Below are 18,074 nucleotides of genomic sequence, written 5' to 3' on the forward strand. Positions count from 1 at the left end.
TTGATCTCCCCTCTCACTTCTTTACTCCAACCGAATTTTGAGGTAGGAATTTTACTGCTCATTAACACGGGATAAAAAATTTTTGTTGACAATTTTTTTAATATAGTTTTATAATACAAAACATAGTTTAGTTGAACGAATTATATATCGGCTTTGAAGGAATACTAGTAGCGACTTATATCACTGTCTCAGAGAACTGATGGTTGGTGCGAATCAGTACATATACAAGCGTGAATTACAATTCTGGAGCTTCTTTCCCGTAATGCTTTTTATGCATGAAGAGAAAGACGGATCTTTCCGTTATCGTAAAGTGAGTGGTAAACAATTAGTTGTTTACAAATAGGGTGGTACCGCGATTTTTATCGTCCCTATCGGATTTTCCGATAGGGACTTTTTTGCGTCCATCCTCTTACACAATTTCATATATACGCGTTGAAAGAATCGCAGTAGTATCTTATATCCCTGTTACAGAGAGCTAATGATCGGTGGAAATTAGCACATATATAAGTATGAATTACAATTCTGGAGCTTCTTTTTCGTAGTGCTTTTATGCATGAAGGAAAAGACGGAATTTTTCCGTTATCATTAATTGAGATGTAAGTATATTTTCACTTACAAATAGGGTGGTACCGCGATTCTTTCGCCCCTATCGGACTTTCCGATAGGGGCTTTTTCTATTTCTCACAGAAACAGATGTTAAATAATTCCGAATCTTATGATAAAATTTTATAAGCGCTTACAAAAATGAAAGGAGGTGATACAAGCTATACGAAATCGATATTCAATTTTATTGAAAAAAAGGAGGATGTCTAAATGACAAAGAAAACAGAAATTCCATCACATTTAAAACCATTCGTATCCACACAACATTATGATCAATACACACCGGTGAATCACGCTGTGTGGCGTTATATTATGAGACAAAATCATAGCTTCTTAAAAGACGTTGCTCATCCAGCCTATGTGAACGGACTACAATCATCTGGTATTAATATAGATTCAATTCCAAAAGTAGAAGAAATGAATGAGTGTTTGGCACCAAGTGGCTGGGGTGCTGTAACGATTGACGGACTTATTCCCGGCGTAGCATTCTTCGATTTCCAAGGACACGGATTACTACCGATCGCAACAGATATTCGGAAAGTAGAAAATATCGAGTACACACCAGCGCCAGATATCGTACACGAAGCCGCAGGACACGCACCGATTTTACTTGATCCTACATATGCAAAATATGTGAAACGTTTTGGGCAAATTGGTGCAAAAGCTTTCTCTACAAAAGAAGAACATGATGCATTTGAAGCTGTTCGTACATTAACGATAGTAAAAGAAAGCCCTACTTCTACTCCTGATGAAGTTAAGGCTGCTGAAAATGCTGTAATTGAAAAACAAAACTTAGTTTCTGGTTTATCAGAAGCTGAACAAATTTCACGTCTTTTCTGGTGGACAGTAGAATATGGATTGATTGGAAATATAGATGATCCAAAAATATATGGTGCTGGTCTCCTTTCTTCTGTTGGCGAAAGCAAACATTGCTTAACAGACGCTGTAGAAAAAGTTCCATTTTCTATCGAAGCATGTACAGGGACAACTTATGACGTAACAAAAATGCAACCACAACTATTCGTTTGCAAGTCCTTTGAAGAATTAACAGATGCGCTTGAAACATTTTCTAAAACAATGGCCTTTAAAACAGGTGGAAAAAAAGGTTTAGAAAAAGCAATTCGCTCTGAGAACTATGCAACAGCTGAGCTAAATAGCGGATTACAAATTACAGGTACATTTAGCGAGACAATTGAAAACGATGCAGGTGAATTAATTTACATGCGAACAAATTCGCCAACGGCATTAGCACTTCATAATAAACAGTTAGCGAATCATTCTACTTCTGTACACAGTGACGGATTTGGAACACCAATTGGATTACTCACTGAAAATATTGCATTAGAAAATTGTACAGACGAACAACTACAATCATTAGGAATTACAATTGGAACTATCGCTGAGTTTACTTTTGCAAGTGGTATTCATGTAAAAGGAACAGTAACAGATATTGTAAAAAACGATAAGAAAATTGCTCTTATTTCCTTTATCGATTGCACAGTTACTTATAACGCCCGCGTTTTATTTGATGCTTCATGGGGCGCATTTGATATGGCTGTTGGCTCACAAATCACTTCAGTATTCCCAGGTGCCGCAGATGCAGCAGCATTTTTCCCAATGGATGAAGAAGTTCAAGAAATTCCTGCTCCACTTGTACTGAATGAACTTGAACGTATGTATCAAACAGTTCGAGATATTCGAAGTGAGGGGATTTTACACGAAGCGCATATCGATCAATTAGTAGCAATTCAAGAAGTATTAAATAAATTTTATGCGAAAGAATGGTTGCTGCGCCTTGAAGTATTAGAGTTACTTTTAGAGCATAACAAAGGGCATGAAACATCTGCAGCATTACTACATCAACTTTCTACTTTCACAACTGACGAAGCTGTAACACGCCTTATTAACAATGGTCTTGCGTTACTTCCAGTAAAGGATGTGAAAAATGATGCTAAGATTAACTGAAGAAGAAGTTCACGAGGAATTATTGAAGGTAGATAAATGGATGGTAAAAGATGAGAAATGGATTGAACGAAAATATATGTTTTCCGACTACTTAAAAGGAGTCGAATTTGTCTCTGAAGCCGCCAAACTATCAGAAGAACATAATCACCATCCATTTATCCTTATCCAGTATAAAGCAGTTATTATTACTTTGTCATCTTGGAATGCAAAAGGTTTAACGAAACTAGATTTTGAGCTTGCAAAACAATTTGATGAACTATTTTTACAAAACGAAAACGCAATTATAAGAAAATAAAAAAGAGAAGCCTTTTTAGGCTTCTCCTTTTATTTTGAAATGGATACAATGTCCAAATGGATCCTCGACTTGTAATATTCCATCTTTGTACGTAGCAATCTTGCCAATATTTTTTAAGCTTTCACATACTTGCTCTTTTTGTTTTTCATCCGCTAGTACAATTGTGAAATATTTTAAACCAACAGAACCTGGCATTTGCGGTGGTACCCCTTCACCTTGCCACGTATTTAAACCGATATGGTGATGATAACCACCTGCTGATACGAACAACGCTCCATTACGAGCTGGGATCGTTACTTCAAAACCAAGACCATCAACATAGAAACGTTTCGCTTCCTCTAAATCAGCTACATGGAAATGAATATGCCCCATCACAGTACCAGCTGGAAATCCATTCCATGTACTTCCTTGCTGTAATAATTCTTCACCAGCTAACGGGTTACTAACAAATGGGAGTTCTCCATTCTCATCACGCCAAACTTCTTTTTGTCGATCATGATAAATTTCAATCCCGTTTCCATCTGGATCAGCTAAATAAAGAGCTTCACTAAAGTAATGATCGGCTCCGCCATGTAGTGGATATACCATCTCTACAAGATGACGAAGAACATTCGCTAAATCCTGCCTACTTGGTAATAAAATTGCGTAATGATATAACCCTGTTCTTCCTCTTTGTTTCGGAAAAGCTTCTTTCTTTTCTTCAATGATAAGAAGTGGTTCATCATTTTCATTCCCAAATGTAACGACTGCTTCTTCTTCTTTTAGCACCTTCATACTTAGTACTTCCGTATAAAACTCTAGTGATTTCTTTACATTAGATACGTATAAATGAACAACATCAAGTGTTGTATCGGGATGAAGTTGAAAACTCATCTTGTTAGCCCCCCCATTTAAATTAGTTCTTCTTTGACATTTTTTCTTTTAAGAAATTATCTACAAAACCATCAGCTTTTGCAACAAATAAATATGCACCCATTGCTAATAATGCAAGTTCTAATTCGAAACCAGGATTTTTTCCATCTCCCAATAAACCAGCTGACCATTTCACTTTTACGATTGCTCCAACCATAACAAGCGCAAATAATAATCCAATATATCTTACACCTAAACCTAGAATTAATAATAGGCCTCCAACTAATTCAAATGTTGCTACACCGTATGCAAGTCCTCCTGGTAAACCAATGCTTGTAAACCACCCTGCAATATTGTCAATTCCTGATTGGAATTTTGTTAAACCGTGCATGAAGAATGTTACCCCTAACACGATACGAATAATTAAGTTACCAATATGTTGATTCATTTCTTTCTCTCCTTTATAGTTTTCTTATACAAAACTTTTATTTACATTACAAAACATACACTAATTTTTTTTATTCGTCAATTCATTTTCACTGGGAAAAAATATATTTTTTTTGCTATGATACAAATAGTTGTTTACAAAAAGGAGCTTGATTTTATGAATATTGGTTCTGCAATACGTGAAATTCGTCAACGTAGGGGCATAACAATCGCACAAATTTGTGAGGGAACAGGTCTTTCTAAAGGATTTATGAGTCAGGTTGAAAATAATAAAACATCACCATCTATCTCAACTTTAGAAACGATCTCCAATTTTTTAAACGTTCCCCTTCCCTATTTATTGTTAGAGCAAAAAGATCGATTAAAAATTGTCAAAAAAGAAGAACGGAAATACAGTGTATACGGCAAAGATGAGCAAAGAATTGAACATGTTGCGGAGCAAGGGGGCCTTCGCCTATCTTTAGTAGAAATCCCTACTGGATTCCCGAAAGAAAACTCACCAAATGCCCATGAAGGGGAAGAATGTCACCTTGTATTACGCGGAAAACTAGAAGTTCAGCACGGTGAAGATATTGCAATTGTAGAAGAAGGTGATTCTTTCTCATGGAATGCATGCGTTCCTCATATTGTTCGTAATATAGGAGAAGAAACTGCATTATTACTCATCTCTAGTTATGCGGAAAATCGAAAACGTGTTTATTAAATAATAAAAAAAAGAAGCCTGTTAAACAGGCTTCTTTTTTATCCCCTTATAATTCCATAACTTGTCCCAACTAGTACAGTCTTTTCATGCTGATTGCGATAAACTGACTCGATTGAAACTTTTTTATAGCCTTCCATTTGCTCAACATTTGTTAAAGTTAGTTCACAAGTGATCGTATCTCCTGTGAAAACTGGTCTAATAAACTCACTTACTAATTCTCTTGCTATGTAATGTAACTCTTCTCCCACTTTCGTTCCAATGCTAGCAGTCAATAAACCATGAACCATTAATCTTCCATTTTCATCGTATTCCACATGGTGTCTACCTTTATCACCGGTAATATTTGCAAATTCAAAAACTTCTTCCTCAGTAAATCTTCTTTCATATTTAAATACATCCCCAGCTTTTACACTCATTTTTATCCCCCTAATAATAAACAGAATTTTCTTTTATTTTATCATAAAACGAGCCTCAATCCATTCTCTATTATCAAAAGTCTCAAAATTACCTCGCTATACTTTTTTACTTTCCATTCATTTATCGGTGACCATCTCTTTTCGCGACTTGGTATCCATAATACGCACATGTTCCATTTCTCGATAGCTCTCTAACTTCAAATCCACAACTTCTATAAAAATCAAAATTGTTCGCTGATGTATGCGCAAACCAATCACCGTGGGGAAGTTTTTGCAGGCAAAGAGCTACAAGCTTCTTACCTAATCCCTTCCCTCTATATTCACACTTCACAACTAAATTTACTATGTTCGCAATCATAATTCCATCAGAAATGACTCTAACCATCGCAATCATCTCTTCCTCATCCCAAATTGTGAAAGCCCATGTTGAATTTTCGAATGCTATCGTAAATTTTTCAATTTGCCAAGAAGGGATATTATCATTACTCCAACCGGCATCTTCAAATAAAGCTTTAATTGCATATGCTGGTACACTACTCGTTCCCTCACGAATAATAAGTCCATTATGATAAATGTACATGTAACCCCTCCCTTTATTTTCATATACCATTCTTCAAAAAATGCAATTTACCTTTAAAAAAGTAATTTTTTCATCCAACACGCTTAATAGAATAAACTAGAGCATCGATTCCATGAAATGACGTTGTTTTCTCGTAGCTGAGCCCAGTTTTTCTAGCAACAAATATTGAGGCAGGATGATTCGGATTAATAAGAGAAATTAATTTATTCATTCGTAATGCTTGGAAACCATAGTCACGAAATGCTGCCGCCGCTTCTTTTGCATACCCTTTTCCCCAATACTGAGGAAGTAACCAATAACCAATTTCAATTTCCTCTTTTCCATCTATTTTCTGCTTTACCAGCCCTGCATGACCAATTCTTGTTCCCGTTTCCTTTTCAATCAATACAAATAAACCGAGACCGTTTTTATAGCTAGGAATCACCCATTCCTCCAGACTTTTTTTACACTGCATATATGTTTTTAATGTCCCATTTCCAATATAACGCATTACCTTCTCGTTCCCCCATAGTGAAGCGTAGAACTGTAAATCATCCATTGTATATTTGCGAATTTGTAAACGTTCTGTATGAAACATGCTGGCACTCCTTTCCACTAATTTATTCTTCATTTCACGATCATGTTTTGTATGTATACGGTATGTTACTATTTATTATAAAGTGAAACTTTAATCAGTGGGGAATTTTGTTCACCCCACTGATTATTAGCCTTTACCAATCGGACGTTTACGGGCAGTGGATCTCCCGTCTAACTTCTTTGCTTTAACTGAATTTTTAGGCAAGAGTCTTACTGCCTGGAAAATAGCGGGATAAATGAACCAACGATAAAATACACAATATTCATTCCAAATAACTAAAAAAAGCAGTAGACAAATATTGTCCACTGCATCCATATCATAACTAGCATAAAGAAAACTACAATTGAGGGGGGTGTAGGATTTTCAAATATACTAGATACTTATCCCGTTCTAACGGGCGGTAAACTTTCCAATTGTTTCAAGTGAAAAGTTTACCGCTCATAAGAACTTCCTTCGTTCATTAAGATAGTATTGCTAGATAATCATATACACGCTTAGATTTCTCTCCACCCATTCGTGCATGTTGAAGAAGAGAAATACCATGAGGGCCAGATGCACGCAATGCTTCTGGTTGAGCTACTAAAATAGCTTGTACAACTTCTAATTCACCAAGCATAGCTGCTGCAAAAATATCCATCCGAGCACCCTTTTCTAGTAAATAAAGAGCAATATCTTTACGACCTACATGTGCCGATGCGCCTAACGCACTTTCCCAATCTGATCCACCCCAATTATAAGAAGCGTGAAGTAAGCTTGGTGATTCAACCAATAGCTCTTGTACTTTCTCTAAATCCCCGTGAGCTGCCATAACAAATTCTCTTACTAATTCAGTGGTAATACGCTCTTCTGTTTGCATCGCTCTTCTCCCCTTTTAGAAATTCGTTTCGGTGTAAAAAAAGGCTTGTCACTTCCCTGAAAAATATCTACATCTATGCCAAATACATGTTGAAACATTTCATGGCATAGTACTTCTTCTGGTATACCATCATACTGAATCTTTCCTCGCTTTAATACAAGTAAACGATCACTATATTGAGCAGCTTGGTTAATGTCATGTAAAACCATTATAATTGTCATTCCAAACTCCTCATTTAATCGTTTCACAAGTTCCATTACTTCCAACTGGTGAACGATATCTAAAAAGGTTGTTGGTTCATCCAATAATAAGACATTTGTACGTTGCGCTAGCGTCATCGCAATCCAAGCACGTTGCCGTTCCCCTCCTGATAAAGAATGTAAAAGACGATATTCATACCCTTCAAGATTTGTAACAGACAATGCCCAATCAACAATTTCTTCATCTTCTTTATTTAAGCGGCTACTCCATGATTTATGTGGACCTCTTCCGAACTCAATTAGTTCTTTCACTGTTAAGTCTAATTGATGATCATGCATTTGTGGTAACATTGCTAATTGCTTCGCTACATCAGCACTCTTCATCATATGAATATTTTTCCCATCTAAAATGATGTCCCCTTCGCTTTGTTTCAGTAGCCTTGCTATTAAACGAAGCAAAGTAGATTTTCCCGATCCATTCGGACCAATTAAACTAACGATTTCTCCAACCTTAATATGTACATTCATATTTTGCATTTGAAATCTTTCAGAGTGTGCGTAAAACACTTTGTTAACGGAAATCACTTTGTTTTCCTCCTCTATGAATTAAATATAAGAAGAACGGACCACCTAAGAAGGACAGTAAAATACCAACAGGCAATTCGATTGGGTCAAACCAACTTCGAGCTATTGCATCCGCAAAAACAAGTAATACCCCGCCGCCAAGGCATGATAAAGGTAGCAAATATCTATAATCATTTCCAACTAATAAACGTAGCATATGTGGTACGACAAGACCGACAAATCCAATAAGACCAGACACACTTACTGCAATTCCAGCTAATAATGTACTTACTACGATTAAATAAAACCGACTTTTTTCCACATTATGTCCTAATAACTTTGCCATTTCATCTCCAAGCATTAACACTCGAATATGCTTAATACCAAAGAAAGCTAATATAATGGCGACTATTGCATAATAAATAATCATGTTTAAATGTGCCCAACTTACACCACCAATACCGCCCGCTAACCACGGTAACACCGATTGTACTTTGTCACTATGTAATAACATTAATGCTGACGTTGCTGCACCAATTAATGCATTGATCGACACCCCTACTAAGACGATCCTTGAAGGTGGTGCCCCTTTTTGCCATGATAAAGCATAAATAACCATCGCTGTTATGAAAGCTCCTAAAAACGCCCCTAGTGGTAAAAAAGCTAGATGCTGTGGGAATAAAATCATGATGACAATTGCTACAAAGCCTGCTCCAGATGAAACTCCGATAATACCAGGATCTGCAAGAGGGTTTCTCATAACCCCTTGTAGCAGTGTACCAGATGCAGCTAAACATGTTCCTACTATAAACCCAATAAGCACTCTCGGTATGCGAAGATCCCATACAATTCGATGAACTGTCGAACCTTCCTCTTGTATACCTGTTAAAATATCTCGTATAGAAAAGGATAAACTTCCTGCGAAAAGACCGTACAAGAGACCTAGGATTGTTAATATAACTAAAGTAACTGCTATTATCCATCTTTTTTTCGCAAAAGGATGTTCCTTTTCTCTTACTACTTCACTACTTTCCATACGTATCATTTCCTTACATCTTGTATACTTTTATACATAAAATCCATTGCTTCTGTAACTTTTGTACCAGGATTAGATCCAAATAAATCAGGTGGCAAAATAACTACACGGTTTTGTTTTACTGCCTCTAAATTTTTCCACGCTTCATTTTTCATCATTTCGCCTTCGAATGCTTTTTTCACACTTTTTGGATCTCCGTGTGTAATTAAATAAATCACATCTGGATTCGCCTCAATAATACGTTCTACACTTAGCTGTGCATATTGCGGATATTCTTTCGTTTCTGGAAAATCAGAAGCAATATTTTTTCCGCCTGTTTTTTCTAAAATATCACCTGATAAAGATGTTGGTAATGCCGCTAAATAAGTACCTGGTGCGCCATACACTAGCAATGCTTTCACATCGCTCTTTTTCTCATATTTCTTCATTTGATCATTCATTTTTTGATTAATTTCTTTTGCTTTATCTTCTTTCTTCATTACCGTTCCATATAATTCAATATTCTTTTGAATATCTTGTACAGAATTCGCAGAAGAAATGATAACTTGCGTTCCTTGTCCTTCAACCGTTGGCACATTCTTTTGGAATCCATTGTTAGCAACAAGTACATCGGGCTTTAAACTAGCAATTTGCTCAAAATTCGGTTGATGTGCATTCCCAATTACTTGTGCTTTCTTTAACTCCTCTGGAAGAGTTAATTTCGTATCCGGGCGACCTACTATTTTTCCACCTAAAGCATGAATAATATCCATGTCCCCCATACTTAATGTTGCAAAATTTTCTGGCACTTTATCGAATGTTACCTTTCTTCCTGATAGGTCAGTAATTTCGATTTTCTCTTTTCCTTTTTCTGTTTTGGTTGCAGACGCTTTTTCGTCCCCTTTGGCACTGCAACCTATTAACAAGAAAAAAATAGATAAAATCGCTGTAAATAGCGTAATAGATTTTTTCATTCCTTCACCTCTAATTGATAATGATAATCATTAACTACTATTCTACTTTAATTGATAAGGATTATCATTGTCAACACGAAACGCATACATTTTTCTACAAAAAACAAAAAGCGTGACAAAAAGATTTTTTCTTTTCGCCGCGCTCTACTTAACAATATTATTCACATTCATTTTCCTCTAGCTGGTCACGCATCACTTTCACACGCTGAAAGAAAAAGAACGATAAACTTAAAAATATAACGATGCTCCCCATCATAACAAAAAATTGGATTGTCTCTTTTGCTCCATTCGGAATCAACAAGCCAACCATTAACAATGTACTTACAGCGAGAAGAATTTGTCCGAACCGAGTATAGTCTTCTATTTTTCCTTTTAATTCTTTCATTATATTCTCACTCCTCCATTTCACTGTATCATATTCTATGAAACTGAAAGACCAGTAAATACAGCCATTCTGGGAGATGTTTTCCAATAAAAAAAGAGCCGCTTTACTGCGGCTCTTTTGTAATCATTATTCACCTTTATATGCTTCCATATAAATTTCTTTCAGTTCTGAAATAAGTGGCAACTTTGGATTAGCAGTTGTACATTGATCTTCAAAAGCTCTTTCTGCTAATACTCCAACAACCTCTTCAAATTGCTCTTTATCTACTCCTTGTCCTGCAATACTCATATTAATATTTAAGCTTTTTCCAAGCTCAATAATTGCTTTGACGAGTGATTCCACCCCTTCTGCTGCCGAGCTTGCTGGAAGCCCGAGCATTCTCGCTATATGTGCATATCTTTCATCTGCCACAAAGTGCTCATATTTTGGGAACAATGCGTGTTTTCTTGGCTTAATAGCATTATAGCGGACTACATGCGGCATTAGAATGGCATTTGCGCGTCCGTGCGGAATATGGAATTCTGGTCCAATTTTATGTGCTAAGCTGTGATTAATACCGAGGAAAGCATTTGCAAATGCCATACCTGCAATTGCAGAAGCGTTATGCATTTTTTCTCTTGCTTCTTCATCATTTCCATCTTTATATGCTCTCGGTAAATATTTGAATACGAGATCAATAGCTTTTAATGCTAATCCATCTGTATAGTCATTTGCCATAACAGACACATACGCCTCAATTGCATGTGTTAAAACATCCATACCAGTATCTGCTGTTACATGTGGTGGTACTGTCATTACAAATTGCGGATCAACAATTGCTACATCTGGTGTTAATTCATAATCTGCAAGCGGATACTTTATATTATTTTTCTTATCGGTAATAACCGCAAATGGTGTCACTTCTGATCCCGTTCCTGATGTCGTTGGAATCGCAACAAACTGCGCCTTATTTCCTAATTCCGGATATTTACATGTACGTTTTCTTATATCTAAAAACTTCTGTTTAATGCCATAGAATGTCGTTTCTGGATGCTCATAGAATAACCACATTCCTTTTGCTGCATCCATAGCTGAACCACCACCAAGTGCGATAATTACATCTGGCTTAAAGCTTCTCATCATTTCCGCACCTTTAAAAACAGTTTCATCTGATGGATCTGGTTCGACCTCAAAGAAAACTTCAACTTTCACATCATTTGCATGCTTGTTTAAATAGTGCGCGACTGTATCGACATAGCCATGTTCAACCATTCCAGGATCCGTTACAATAAATGCACGTGAAATGTTAGGCATATTTGCTAAATAAGCTGTAGCATGTTTTTCAAAATAAATTTTTGGTGGCAATTTGAACCACTGCATATTCTTTTTTCTATTTGCCAGCCTTTTTATATTTAATAAATGAGTGGCTGTTACATTTTGGGAAACTGAATTCTTTCCGTATGAACCACAACCAAGTGTAAGTGATGGAATAAATCCATTATATATATCCCCTATTCCACCTTGTGATGAAGGTGCATTTACAATGAGACGGCAAGCTTTCATACGTAACCCAAATTGCTTTTGCACATCTTTATTTGTAGAATGGATAACTGCTGAATGTCCTAAACCACCTAGGTTCAACATTTCTTCGCAATATGTAAATCCTTCTTCTAATGAATTCGCCTTCACACAAGCTAATACTGGACTCAGTTTCTCACGAGATAACGGATATGCTGCTCCGATACCTTGAATTTCAGCTACAAGCATTTTTGTATGTTCAGGAACAGTAATCCCAACTAAATCGGCAATATACTGTGCTGATTTCCCTACAATATCACTATTTACAGCACATGTATTTTCATTTATAACAAGCTTTTCTAATTTTTTTCTTTCTTCTTCTGTTACAAAGTAACAATTGTTTTCAATCATTTCTGTTTTAACATCATCATAGATTTCTTTATCGACAATGATTGCTTGTTCCGATGCACAAATCATACCGTTATCAAATGTTTTCGATAAAATTAAATCATTAACAGCTCGTTTTACATGTGCTGATTTTTCTATATAACACGGTACATTACCAGGACCAACACCTAACGCTGGTTTTCCAGTAGAGTAAGCTGATTTCACCATACCAGCGCCTCCAGTTGCTAGAACGAGTGCTACACCATCATGGTTCATTAATTGTTTCGTCGCTTCAACAGACGGTCTTTCAATCCATTGAATACAGTGTTTTGGTGCACCAGCTTTCATCGCTGCATCATATACTGTTTTCGCCGCTGCCACAGAACATTTTTGTGCGGAAGGATGAAATGCGAAAATAATTGGATTTCTTGTTTTTATCGCAATTAACGCTTTAAACATTGTTGTCGACGTTGGATTCGTTACTGGCGTTACCCCAGCTACTACACCGACAGGTTCCGCGATTTCTATTATTTCTTCATGAGAATCTTCGTGAATAATTCCTACCGTTTTATCTTGCTTTATACTATGCCAAATATATTCAGTGGCAAAAACATTTTTAATGCATTTGTCTTCATATACACCACGGCCAGTTTCTTCAACTGCCAATTTTGCTAGCGGCATATGTTGATCAACACCTGCTAATGCCATTTCATGAACAATGTTGTCAATTTCCTCTTGTGTAAAACTTTCTAATGCTTGTAAAGCTTGTTGACCATTATTTACTAGCGTATCAATCATCTTTTTTACTTCCTGCATTTCATTTACAACTTTCTCTTTGACTACCATGTAAATTTCCTCCTATTCTACTATCACGGTCCTTATATGTCCCTATAGGTCAAAATAAGTCCCAATTAACATAAAAAAATAGAGATGCTTTCCTACATGAATTTCATTGTTTGTGAAATGTTTCACAAGTTTGTTCGTGAGTAACATTTCCTGAATTCAATATACATGAAATCATTTCGTTTGTGTATGTCTATTTTGTGAAATATTTCACAAAATGATGTAATAAAAAAACGCACTGCTCTATATTAGCAGTGCGTTTTTTTATTATGCTAGCGCTTGTGCTAAATCTTCAATTAAATCTTCACCATCTTCAATACCGACAGAAATACGAATTAATGTATCTGTAATTCCTAATTCTTTGCGGCGATCAGCTGGGATTGATGCATGTGTCATTTGAGATGGAATAGAAATTAAACTTTCTACTGCTCCTAAACTTTCAGCAAGTGTAAAGTACTGCAATTTCTCAAGTACTTTATTTAATGTCTCTTCACTATCTACATCAAATGAGATAATAGCACCAAATCCATTTGCTTGTTCTGTTGCTAATTCGTGGTTTTGATGTGATTCAAGACCTGGGTAATATACTTTATTTACTTTTGGATGATTATTTAAGAACTCAGCAATAGCGCGTGAATTCGTTTCATGTTCTTCCATACGAATTCCTAATGTTTTTAAACCACGAAGTAGTAAGAAGCTATCTTGCGGCCCAAGAATACCTCCTGTTGAGTTTTGTACAAAGTGAAGATCTTCTGCTAGTTGTGGGCTATTTACAACTACTAGACCTGCAACTACGTCACTATGACCTCCTAAATATTTCGTTGCACTATGAAGCACAATATCTGCTCCTAAAGAAATCGGCGACTGCCAATATGGCGTCATGAATGTGTTATCAATAATTGTTAATAAGTCTTTCTCTTTAGCAAGAGTAGATATTTTCTTAATATCAGTAATTTTTAGTAGTGGGTTCGTTGGTGTTTCCACATAAATTGCTTTCGTATTTGGACGAATCGCTTCTTTAACTTCCTCTAAGTTTGTTGTATCTACAAATGTATGCTCAATACCGAAACGGTTTAATACTTTTGTAATAACGCGGTATGTTCCGCCATAAACATCATCTGTTAAAATAACGTGGTCACCTTTTGAGAACAACATAATTGTCGCTGTAATAGCAGCCATTCCTGAACCAAATGCAAATCCAGCATGCCCATTTTCTAATACAGCAATCATTTCTTCTAAAGCTGCACGTGTTGGGTTACCTGTACGTGAATATTCATATCCTTGATGCTTACCAACTGCTTCTTGTTTGTACGTACTTGTTTGATAAATCGGTACGTTTACAGATCCAGTTGAAGGTTCTCCTATGCGAATACCATGAATTAACTTTGTCTTTGCTCTCATTTTTTATTCCCATCCTTTGTATATGTCTTTACTTAAATAGCGCTCACTGCTATCAGGAAAAATGGTTACAATATTTGTACCTGGTGCTGCCTTCTCTGCCTCAAGTAAGCTCGCATGAAATGCTGCTCCTGAAGAGCTCCCAACGAGAAGTCCTTCTTTTTGCGCTAATTCTTTCACTCGTAAAAATGCATTTCGATCAGAAATCGTATGAATTTCATCAAAATAAGATGTCTTCAAAAATGGCGGGATAAATTCCAGTCCAATTCCTTCGGTCTCATGTGAACCAGCCTTACCACCATTTAAAATAGATCCTTCTGGCTCTACGATAACTGTTTTAATATCTATATTTTTTTCTTTCAAATAAGATGCAGTCCCCATAAATGTACCGCCAGTTCCTGCTCCAGCAACAAATATGTTAATCTCTCCATTCAATGCGTCCCACAGTTCAGGTCCTAATGTTTTAAAATATGCACGAGGATTTGCCTCATTTGCGAACTGACTTGGAGAGTATGAATTCGGTATTTCATTTACTAACTCTTTTGCTTTGGCAATTGCACCGGTCATTCCTTGCTCAGTCGGTGTATGCACGACAGTTGCACCTAGTGCTTTCATTAATTCTTGTTTTTCAATACTAAATTTCTCTGGTACACAAACAATAACACGTAAATCATGCTCTAATGCTGCAAGTGCCAGTCCAATACCAGTATTCCCAGCAGTCGGTTCAATAATTGTTCCACCCTGGGTAACAAGCCCTTTTTCTAGCGCATCTTCGATTAATTCTCTTCCTAAACGATCCTTAACGCTTCCGCCTGGATTATAAAATTCAAGCTTTGCAAATAAACGGACCCCTGTTGGAAGTGAAAAACGAGTAATTTCTACAATTGGTGTATGACCAATTAACTCATGAACTCCACGATATACATTCATCGTGTTCTCCCCCTTGTTTGCCAATAAAGAAAAGGCAACTGTATGTATTTTCTTTATATGAGACAGTTGCCTTTTTGTTACATTACTTTAACTCTTCTAACACTTTTACGATAAAGTTTGTAGAATGAAGAGCTGCTTGATCTAAAAACTGATCAAATGAAACATTTGATTCTTTACCAGCAATATCAGAAAGTGCGCGAATGATAACAAACGGAATTTCATATTGGTGGCATACTTGTGCAACAGCTGCTGCTTCCATTTCTACCGCATAAAGATTTTCAAATTTATCACGGATGGCTGCAACGCGGTTCGGATCACTCATAAATGAATCACCTGTTGCAATCATACCTTTTACAACTTGAATATTTTCTTCAGCCTGCATACATTTCTCAGCTAATGCAACTAACGCCTCATCAGCTTTAAATCCAGGCGGCATTCCTGGTACTTGACCATATTCATAGTTAAATGCTGTTACATCTACGTCATGGTGACGAACTTCAGTGGAAATAACTACATCACCAACGTTTAGAGAATGATGGAATCCACCAGCTGAACCAGTATTAATTACTTTTTCAGGCTTATATTTTTCTAATAAAATTGTCGTTGACATCGCTGCGTTTACTTTACCAATACCGGACTTTAACAAGATTACTTCATGCCCTGCTAATAGCCCTTTCGTAAATTCACAACCAGCAACCGTTTCTGTTTCTGCTTGTTCTAATTTGTCACGTAAAATACGTACTTCTTCTTCCATTGCTCCAATTACAGCAATTCTCAATCTAATCCCTCTTTCTATTGCTTAGTTGCCTCCATTACCCAAACGAAATGATTTAATCTCGTGAATGTTACATGGAAGCCATTGTTTTCAAAAATAGTCTGCATAACTGGAATACGTGTATAGTATTCCGTTTGCAAATCGTTTGCTAACTGGTGGAAACCTCTTTCTTGTGCTGTTTCAACAGTTTTATCATATGCATCTTGATCTGCAAATATCGTATCAGCAAACACTATTTTACCACCTTTGTTTAGCAATTGACTATACTTCGCAATCGCTACATTTTTTTCATCATCTGTTAAATGATGAAATGCATAGGTGCTTACAATGGTATCAATTGAATTTGGAACTTCAAACGAAAGAAAATCACCCTCTGTAATTGAAAATTCTTTTGGCAATTTCTCTTTTGCAATCATGCGCATTTCACGCGACGGTTCTATACCGTAAACTGTGCGGCCAGCAAGTAATAATTTATTTGTTAAATTACCTGTACCGACACCAAATTCTAATACATTACCAAATGACTTGTTAACTACATCCTCTAGAATGTCCTCATAATGGGCGAAAACTTCTTTATATTGTATATCTTCGCCTTGTACAAATGAGTCGTACGTATGAGCCCACTCATCAAATAAACCATTAAATTCTGTACCCATAAAAATTCCCCTTTTTCTTATCGGTTTTATCAGTATGATATTCCCTCTTTCTAAAAATGTCAATTGAAATGTACATGGTATTTCCTTCTTTTCTTTGTTACACTATAGTTGATTACATAGGAGAGGGGCCGTCTTCATGTCATTTACCTTTGAAATGTTAGAAGATAAAGTAGAGTTTTTTGAAGCGGGAGACTTAGCTTCTTTAGAACGAAAAATTAGTGAACAAATCGATAATAATAAAGCGCTTATGCTTGAAGTTCATCACATCTCTCATCAAATGGTTATGGATCCTGAAAGCAAAAGACCGTATTATAGCGCGGTTGTTCATTTTAAATTAAAGAAATTGCGTTAACAAAAAAGAGAAGCTCCTAAGGAGCTTCTCTTTTTTAGTTTAGAGTTTGAACAAGTACTGGTTTCCAGCCCTCATTGTCTACCCAATCAATATTTACGTAATATCTTTTCCCACTTTGCTTATCTTGAACATCACCATAAGCTTTGCTCTTTCCAGTTTTGTCTCTTCCAACAAAATGGAATACTAATTGCTCTTTCGGTATCTCAACACCTGCAGCAATTGCACTTTGCATCTCATTCCAATCTGATGACCCTTGTTTAAACGTCATCGCCGGTGATGAACCTTGTTCTGTTCCTACAGCTTTCCAAGAAGGTTTTGTGTAAGCCTCTTTTGCCTTAGATACAGTTTTTTCAGCTGATACTTTCTCGTTAGCTTTCGCTTCTTCTTCAGCTTTTTTCTGTTCTTCTTCAGCCTTTAGCTTCTCTTCTTCAGCTTTTTTCTTAGCTTCTGCTTGCTCTTGTTCTTTTTCTTTTTTCTTAGCAGATTCTTTATCTTCTGATTTTCCAGCTTTCTCATTCTTTGTTGTTTGTTGAGAGACTTTCTTATCAGTAGAAGATGCTTGCTCTTTCGTACTAGGAACGAACAATTGATATGCTACAATAGCTACTAATAGTAATACAATAGCGATTGCAATATTTAAAACACCGTTTTGACGACGTTTTTGTTGTTTCTGTTGGAATCTTGATCCTCCTGCCATTCTCCAAACCTCCATGCAGTTTTTCCTAATTGCTATTGTAACATTAAATCTAGAAAGGTTGAACATTTACAATGATATTTTCATGAAATGAAGACATTTCACTATAA

The 18,074-nt window shown here is 36.3% G+C and carries 20 protein-coding genes and 2 other annotated features; of the genes, 4 read left to right on the plus strand and 16 right to left on the minus strand.

What is annotated here, in order from left to right:
- Nucleotides 1-144 precede the first annotated feature (144 nt).
- Nucleotides 145-373: a binding site (T-box leader), on the plus strand.
- A gap of 50 nt (nt 374-423) precedes the next feature.
- Nucleotides 424-651 (plus strand) — a binding site (T-box leader).
- Between the two features lie 162 nt (nt 652-813).
- A complete protein-coding gene (locus GD442_RS21370; RefSeq protein ID WP_159365191.1) occupies nt 814-2,568 on the plus strand; it encodes an aromatic amino acid hydroxylase in 1,755 nt (584 codons plus the stop codon).
- Nucleotides 2,549-2,863 carry a 4a-hydroxytetrahydrobiopterin dehydratase gene (locus GD442_RS21375; RefSeq protein WP_000979538.1) on the plus strand — a complete coding sequence of 105 codons (315 nt, stop codon included), beginning with the start codon at nt 2,549-2,551 and terminating at the stop codon, nt 2,861-2,863. The genes GD442_RS21370 and GD442_RS21375 overlap by 20 nt, the downstream gene beginning before the upstream one ends.
- A gap of 15 nt (nt 2,864-2,878) precedes the next feature.
- On the opposite strand, the gene GD442_RS21380 is transcribed toward GD442_RS21375, so the two are convergent.
- Both GD442_RS21380 and GD442_RS21385 read right to left on the minus strand, forming a co-directional pair.
- Nucleotides 2,879-3,736 (minus strand): VOC family protein, encoded by an 858-nt coding sequence (locus GD442_RS21380; protein ID WP_000009840.1) that lies wholly within the window; start codon nt 3,734-3,736, stop codon nt 2,879-2,881.
- A 22-nt stretch (nt 3,737-3,758) separates the two neighbouring features.
- Complete coding sequence (locus GD442_RS21385; RefSeq protein ID WP_001071553.1) at nt 3,759-4,163, minus strand: DoxX family protein; 405 nt, start codon at nt 4,161-4,163, stop codon at nt 3,759-3,761.
- 156 nt (nt 4,164-4,319) lie between these two features.
- On the opposite strand from GD442_RS21385, the gene GD442_RS21390 reads away from it, so the two are divergent.
- A complete protein-coding gene (locus GD442_RS21390; protein WP_001020693.1) occupies nt 4,320-4,865 on the plus strand; it encodes a helix-turn-helix domain-containing protein in 546 nt (181 codons plus the stop codon).
- Between the two features lie 38 nt (nt 4,866-4,903).
- Here the strand turns inward: GD442_RS21390 and GD442_RS21395 are convergent, their stop codons facing one another.
- The 13 genes from GD442_RS21395 to GD442_RS21455 all read right to left on the minus strand — a co-directional run bounded on the left by GD442_RS21395 (nt 4,904) and on the right by GD442_RS21455 (nt 16,918).
- Nucleotides 4,904-5,281 carry a hotdog family protein gene (locus tag GD442_RS21395; protein ID WP_000111564.1) on the minus strand — a complete coding sequence of 126 codons (378 nt, stop codon included), beginning with the start codon at nt 5,279-5,281 and terminating at the stop codon, nt 4,904-4,906.
- A gap of 121 nt (nt 5,282-5,402) precedes the next feature.
- Nucleotides 5,403-5,861: a GNAT family N-acetyltransferase gene (locus GD442_RS21400; RefSeq protein WP_000276126.1), complete on the minus strand. Its 459-nt coding sequence runs from the start codon at nt 5,859-5,861 to the stop codon at nt 5,403-5,405.
- A gap of 70 nt (nt 5,862-5,931) precedes the next feature.
- Nucleotides 5,932-6,471 (minus strand): GNAT family N-acetyltransferase, encoded by a 540-nt coding sequence (locus GD442_RS21405; protein WP_004408018.1) that lies wholly within the window; start codon nt 6,469-6,471, stop codon nt 5,932-5,934.
- 427 nt (nt 6,472-6,898) lie between these two features.
- On the minus strand, nt 6,899-7,294 hold the full coding sequence (locus GD442_RS21410) for an ankyrin repeat domain-containing protein (RefSeq protein ID WP_001192766.1): 396 nt from the start codon (nt 7,292-7,294) through the stop codon (nt 6,899-6,901).
- Complete coding sequence (locus GD442_RS21415; RefSeq protein ID WP_000626552.1) at nt 7,261-8,079, minus strand: ABC transporter ATP-binding protein; 819 nt, start codon at nt 8,077-8,079, stop codon at nt 7,261-7,263. Before GD442_RS21415 ends, GD442_RS21410 begins: the two co-directional genes overlap by 34 nt.
- Nucleotides 8,066-9,094: a FecCD family ABC transporter permease gene (locus GD442_RS21420; RefSeq protein WP_002204710.1), complete on the minus strand. Its 1,029-nt coding sequence runs from the start codon at nt 9,092-9,094 to the stop codon at nt 8,066-8,068. Before GD442_RS21420 ends, GD442_RS21415 begins: the two co-directional genes overlap by 14 nt.
- A gap of 5 nt (nt 9,095-9,099) precedes the next feature.
- Complete coding sequence (locus tag GD442_RS21425) at nt 9,100-10,047, minus strand: ABC transporter substrate-binding protein (RefSeq protein ID WP_000748452.1); 948 nt, start codon at nt 10,045-10,047, stop codon at nt 9,100-9,102.
- Nucleotides 10,048-10,204: 157 nt separating this feature from the next.
- Nucleotides 10,205-10,432 (minus strand): YrhC family protein, encoded by a 228-nt coding sequence (locus GD442_RS21430; RefSeq protein WP_000661263.1) that lies wholly within the window; start codon nt 10,430-10,432, stop codon nt 10,205-10,207.
- A gap of 126 nt (nt 10,433-10,558) precedes the next feature.
- The gene (gene adhE / locus GD442_RS21435; protein ID WP_000260512.1) at nt 10,559-13,162 is read right to left on the minus strand and encodes a bifunctional acetaldehyde-CoA/alcohol dehydrogenase; all 2,604 of its coding nucleotides are present in this window, start codon (nt 13,160-13,162) and stop codon (nt 10,559-10,561) included.
- A 264-nt stretch (nt 13,163-13,426) separates the two neighbouring features.
- The gene (locus GD442_RS21440) at nt 13,427-14,560 is read right to left on the minus strand and encodes a bifunctional cystathionine gamma-lyase/homocysteine desulfhydrase (RefSeq protein WP_001201917.1); all 1,134 of its coding nucleotides are present in this window, start codon (nt 14,558-14,560) and stop codon (nt 13,427-13,429) included.
- Nucleotides 14,561-14,563: 3 nt separating this feature from the next.
- Complete coding sequence (locus tag GD442_RS21445; protein WP_001103883.1) at nt 14,564-15,487, minus strand: O-acetylserine dependent cystathionine beta-synthase; 924 nt, start codon at nt 15,485-15,487, stop codon at nt 14,564-14,566.
- A gap of 82 nt (nt 15,488-15,569) precedes the next feature.
- On the minus strand, nt 15,570-16,265 hold the full coding sequence (gene mtnN / locus GD442_RS21450; RefSeq protein ID WP_001217024.1) for a 5'-methylthioadenosine/S-adenosylhomocysteine nucleosidase: 696 nt from the start codon (nt 16,263-16,265) through the stop codon (nt 15,570-15,572).
- Between the two features lie 14 nt (nt 16,266-16,279).
- Nucleotides 16,280-16,918 (minus strand): class I SAM-dependent DNA methyltransferase, encoded by a 639-nt coding sequence (locus GD442_RS21455; protein ID WP_000536321.1) that lies wholly within the window; start codon nt 16,916-16,918, stop codon nt 16,280-16,282.
- A 136-nt stretch (nt 16,919-17,054) separates the two neighbouring features.
- Between GD442_RS21455 and GD442_RS21460 the strand changes: the two genes are divergently transcribed.
- Complete coding sequence (locus GD442_RS21460) at nt 17,055-17,270, plus strand: YrzA family protein (protein WP_000010984.1); 216 nt, start codon at nt 17,055-17,057, stop codon at nt 17,268-17,270.
- Between the two features lie 34 nt (nt 17,271-17,304).
- Here GD442_RS21460 and GD442_RS21465 read toward each other — a convergent pair whose 3' ends face one another.
- Nucleotides 17,305-17,967, minus strand: coding sequence for a YrrS family protein (locus GD442_RS21465; protein WP_000897098.1), 663 nt, complete (start codon nt 17,965-17,967; stop codon nt 17,305-17,307).
- Between the last annotated feature and the right edge of the window lie 107 nt (nt 17,968-18,074).

It is taken from the genome of Bacillus sp. A260, from assembly GCF_009861435.1.
Classification (GTDB): Bacteria; Bacillota; Bacilli; order Bacillales; family Bacillaceae_G; genus Bacillus_A; species Bacillus_A cereus.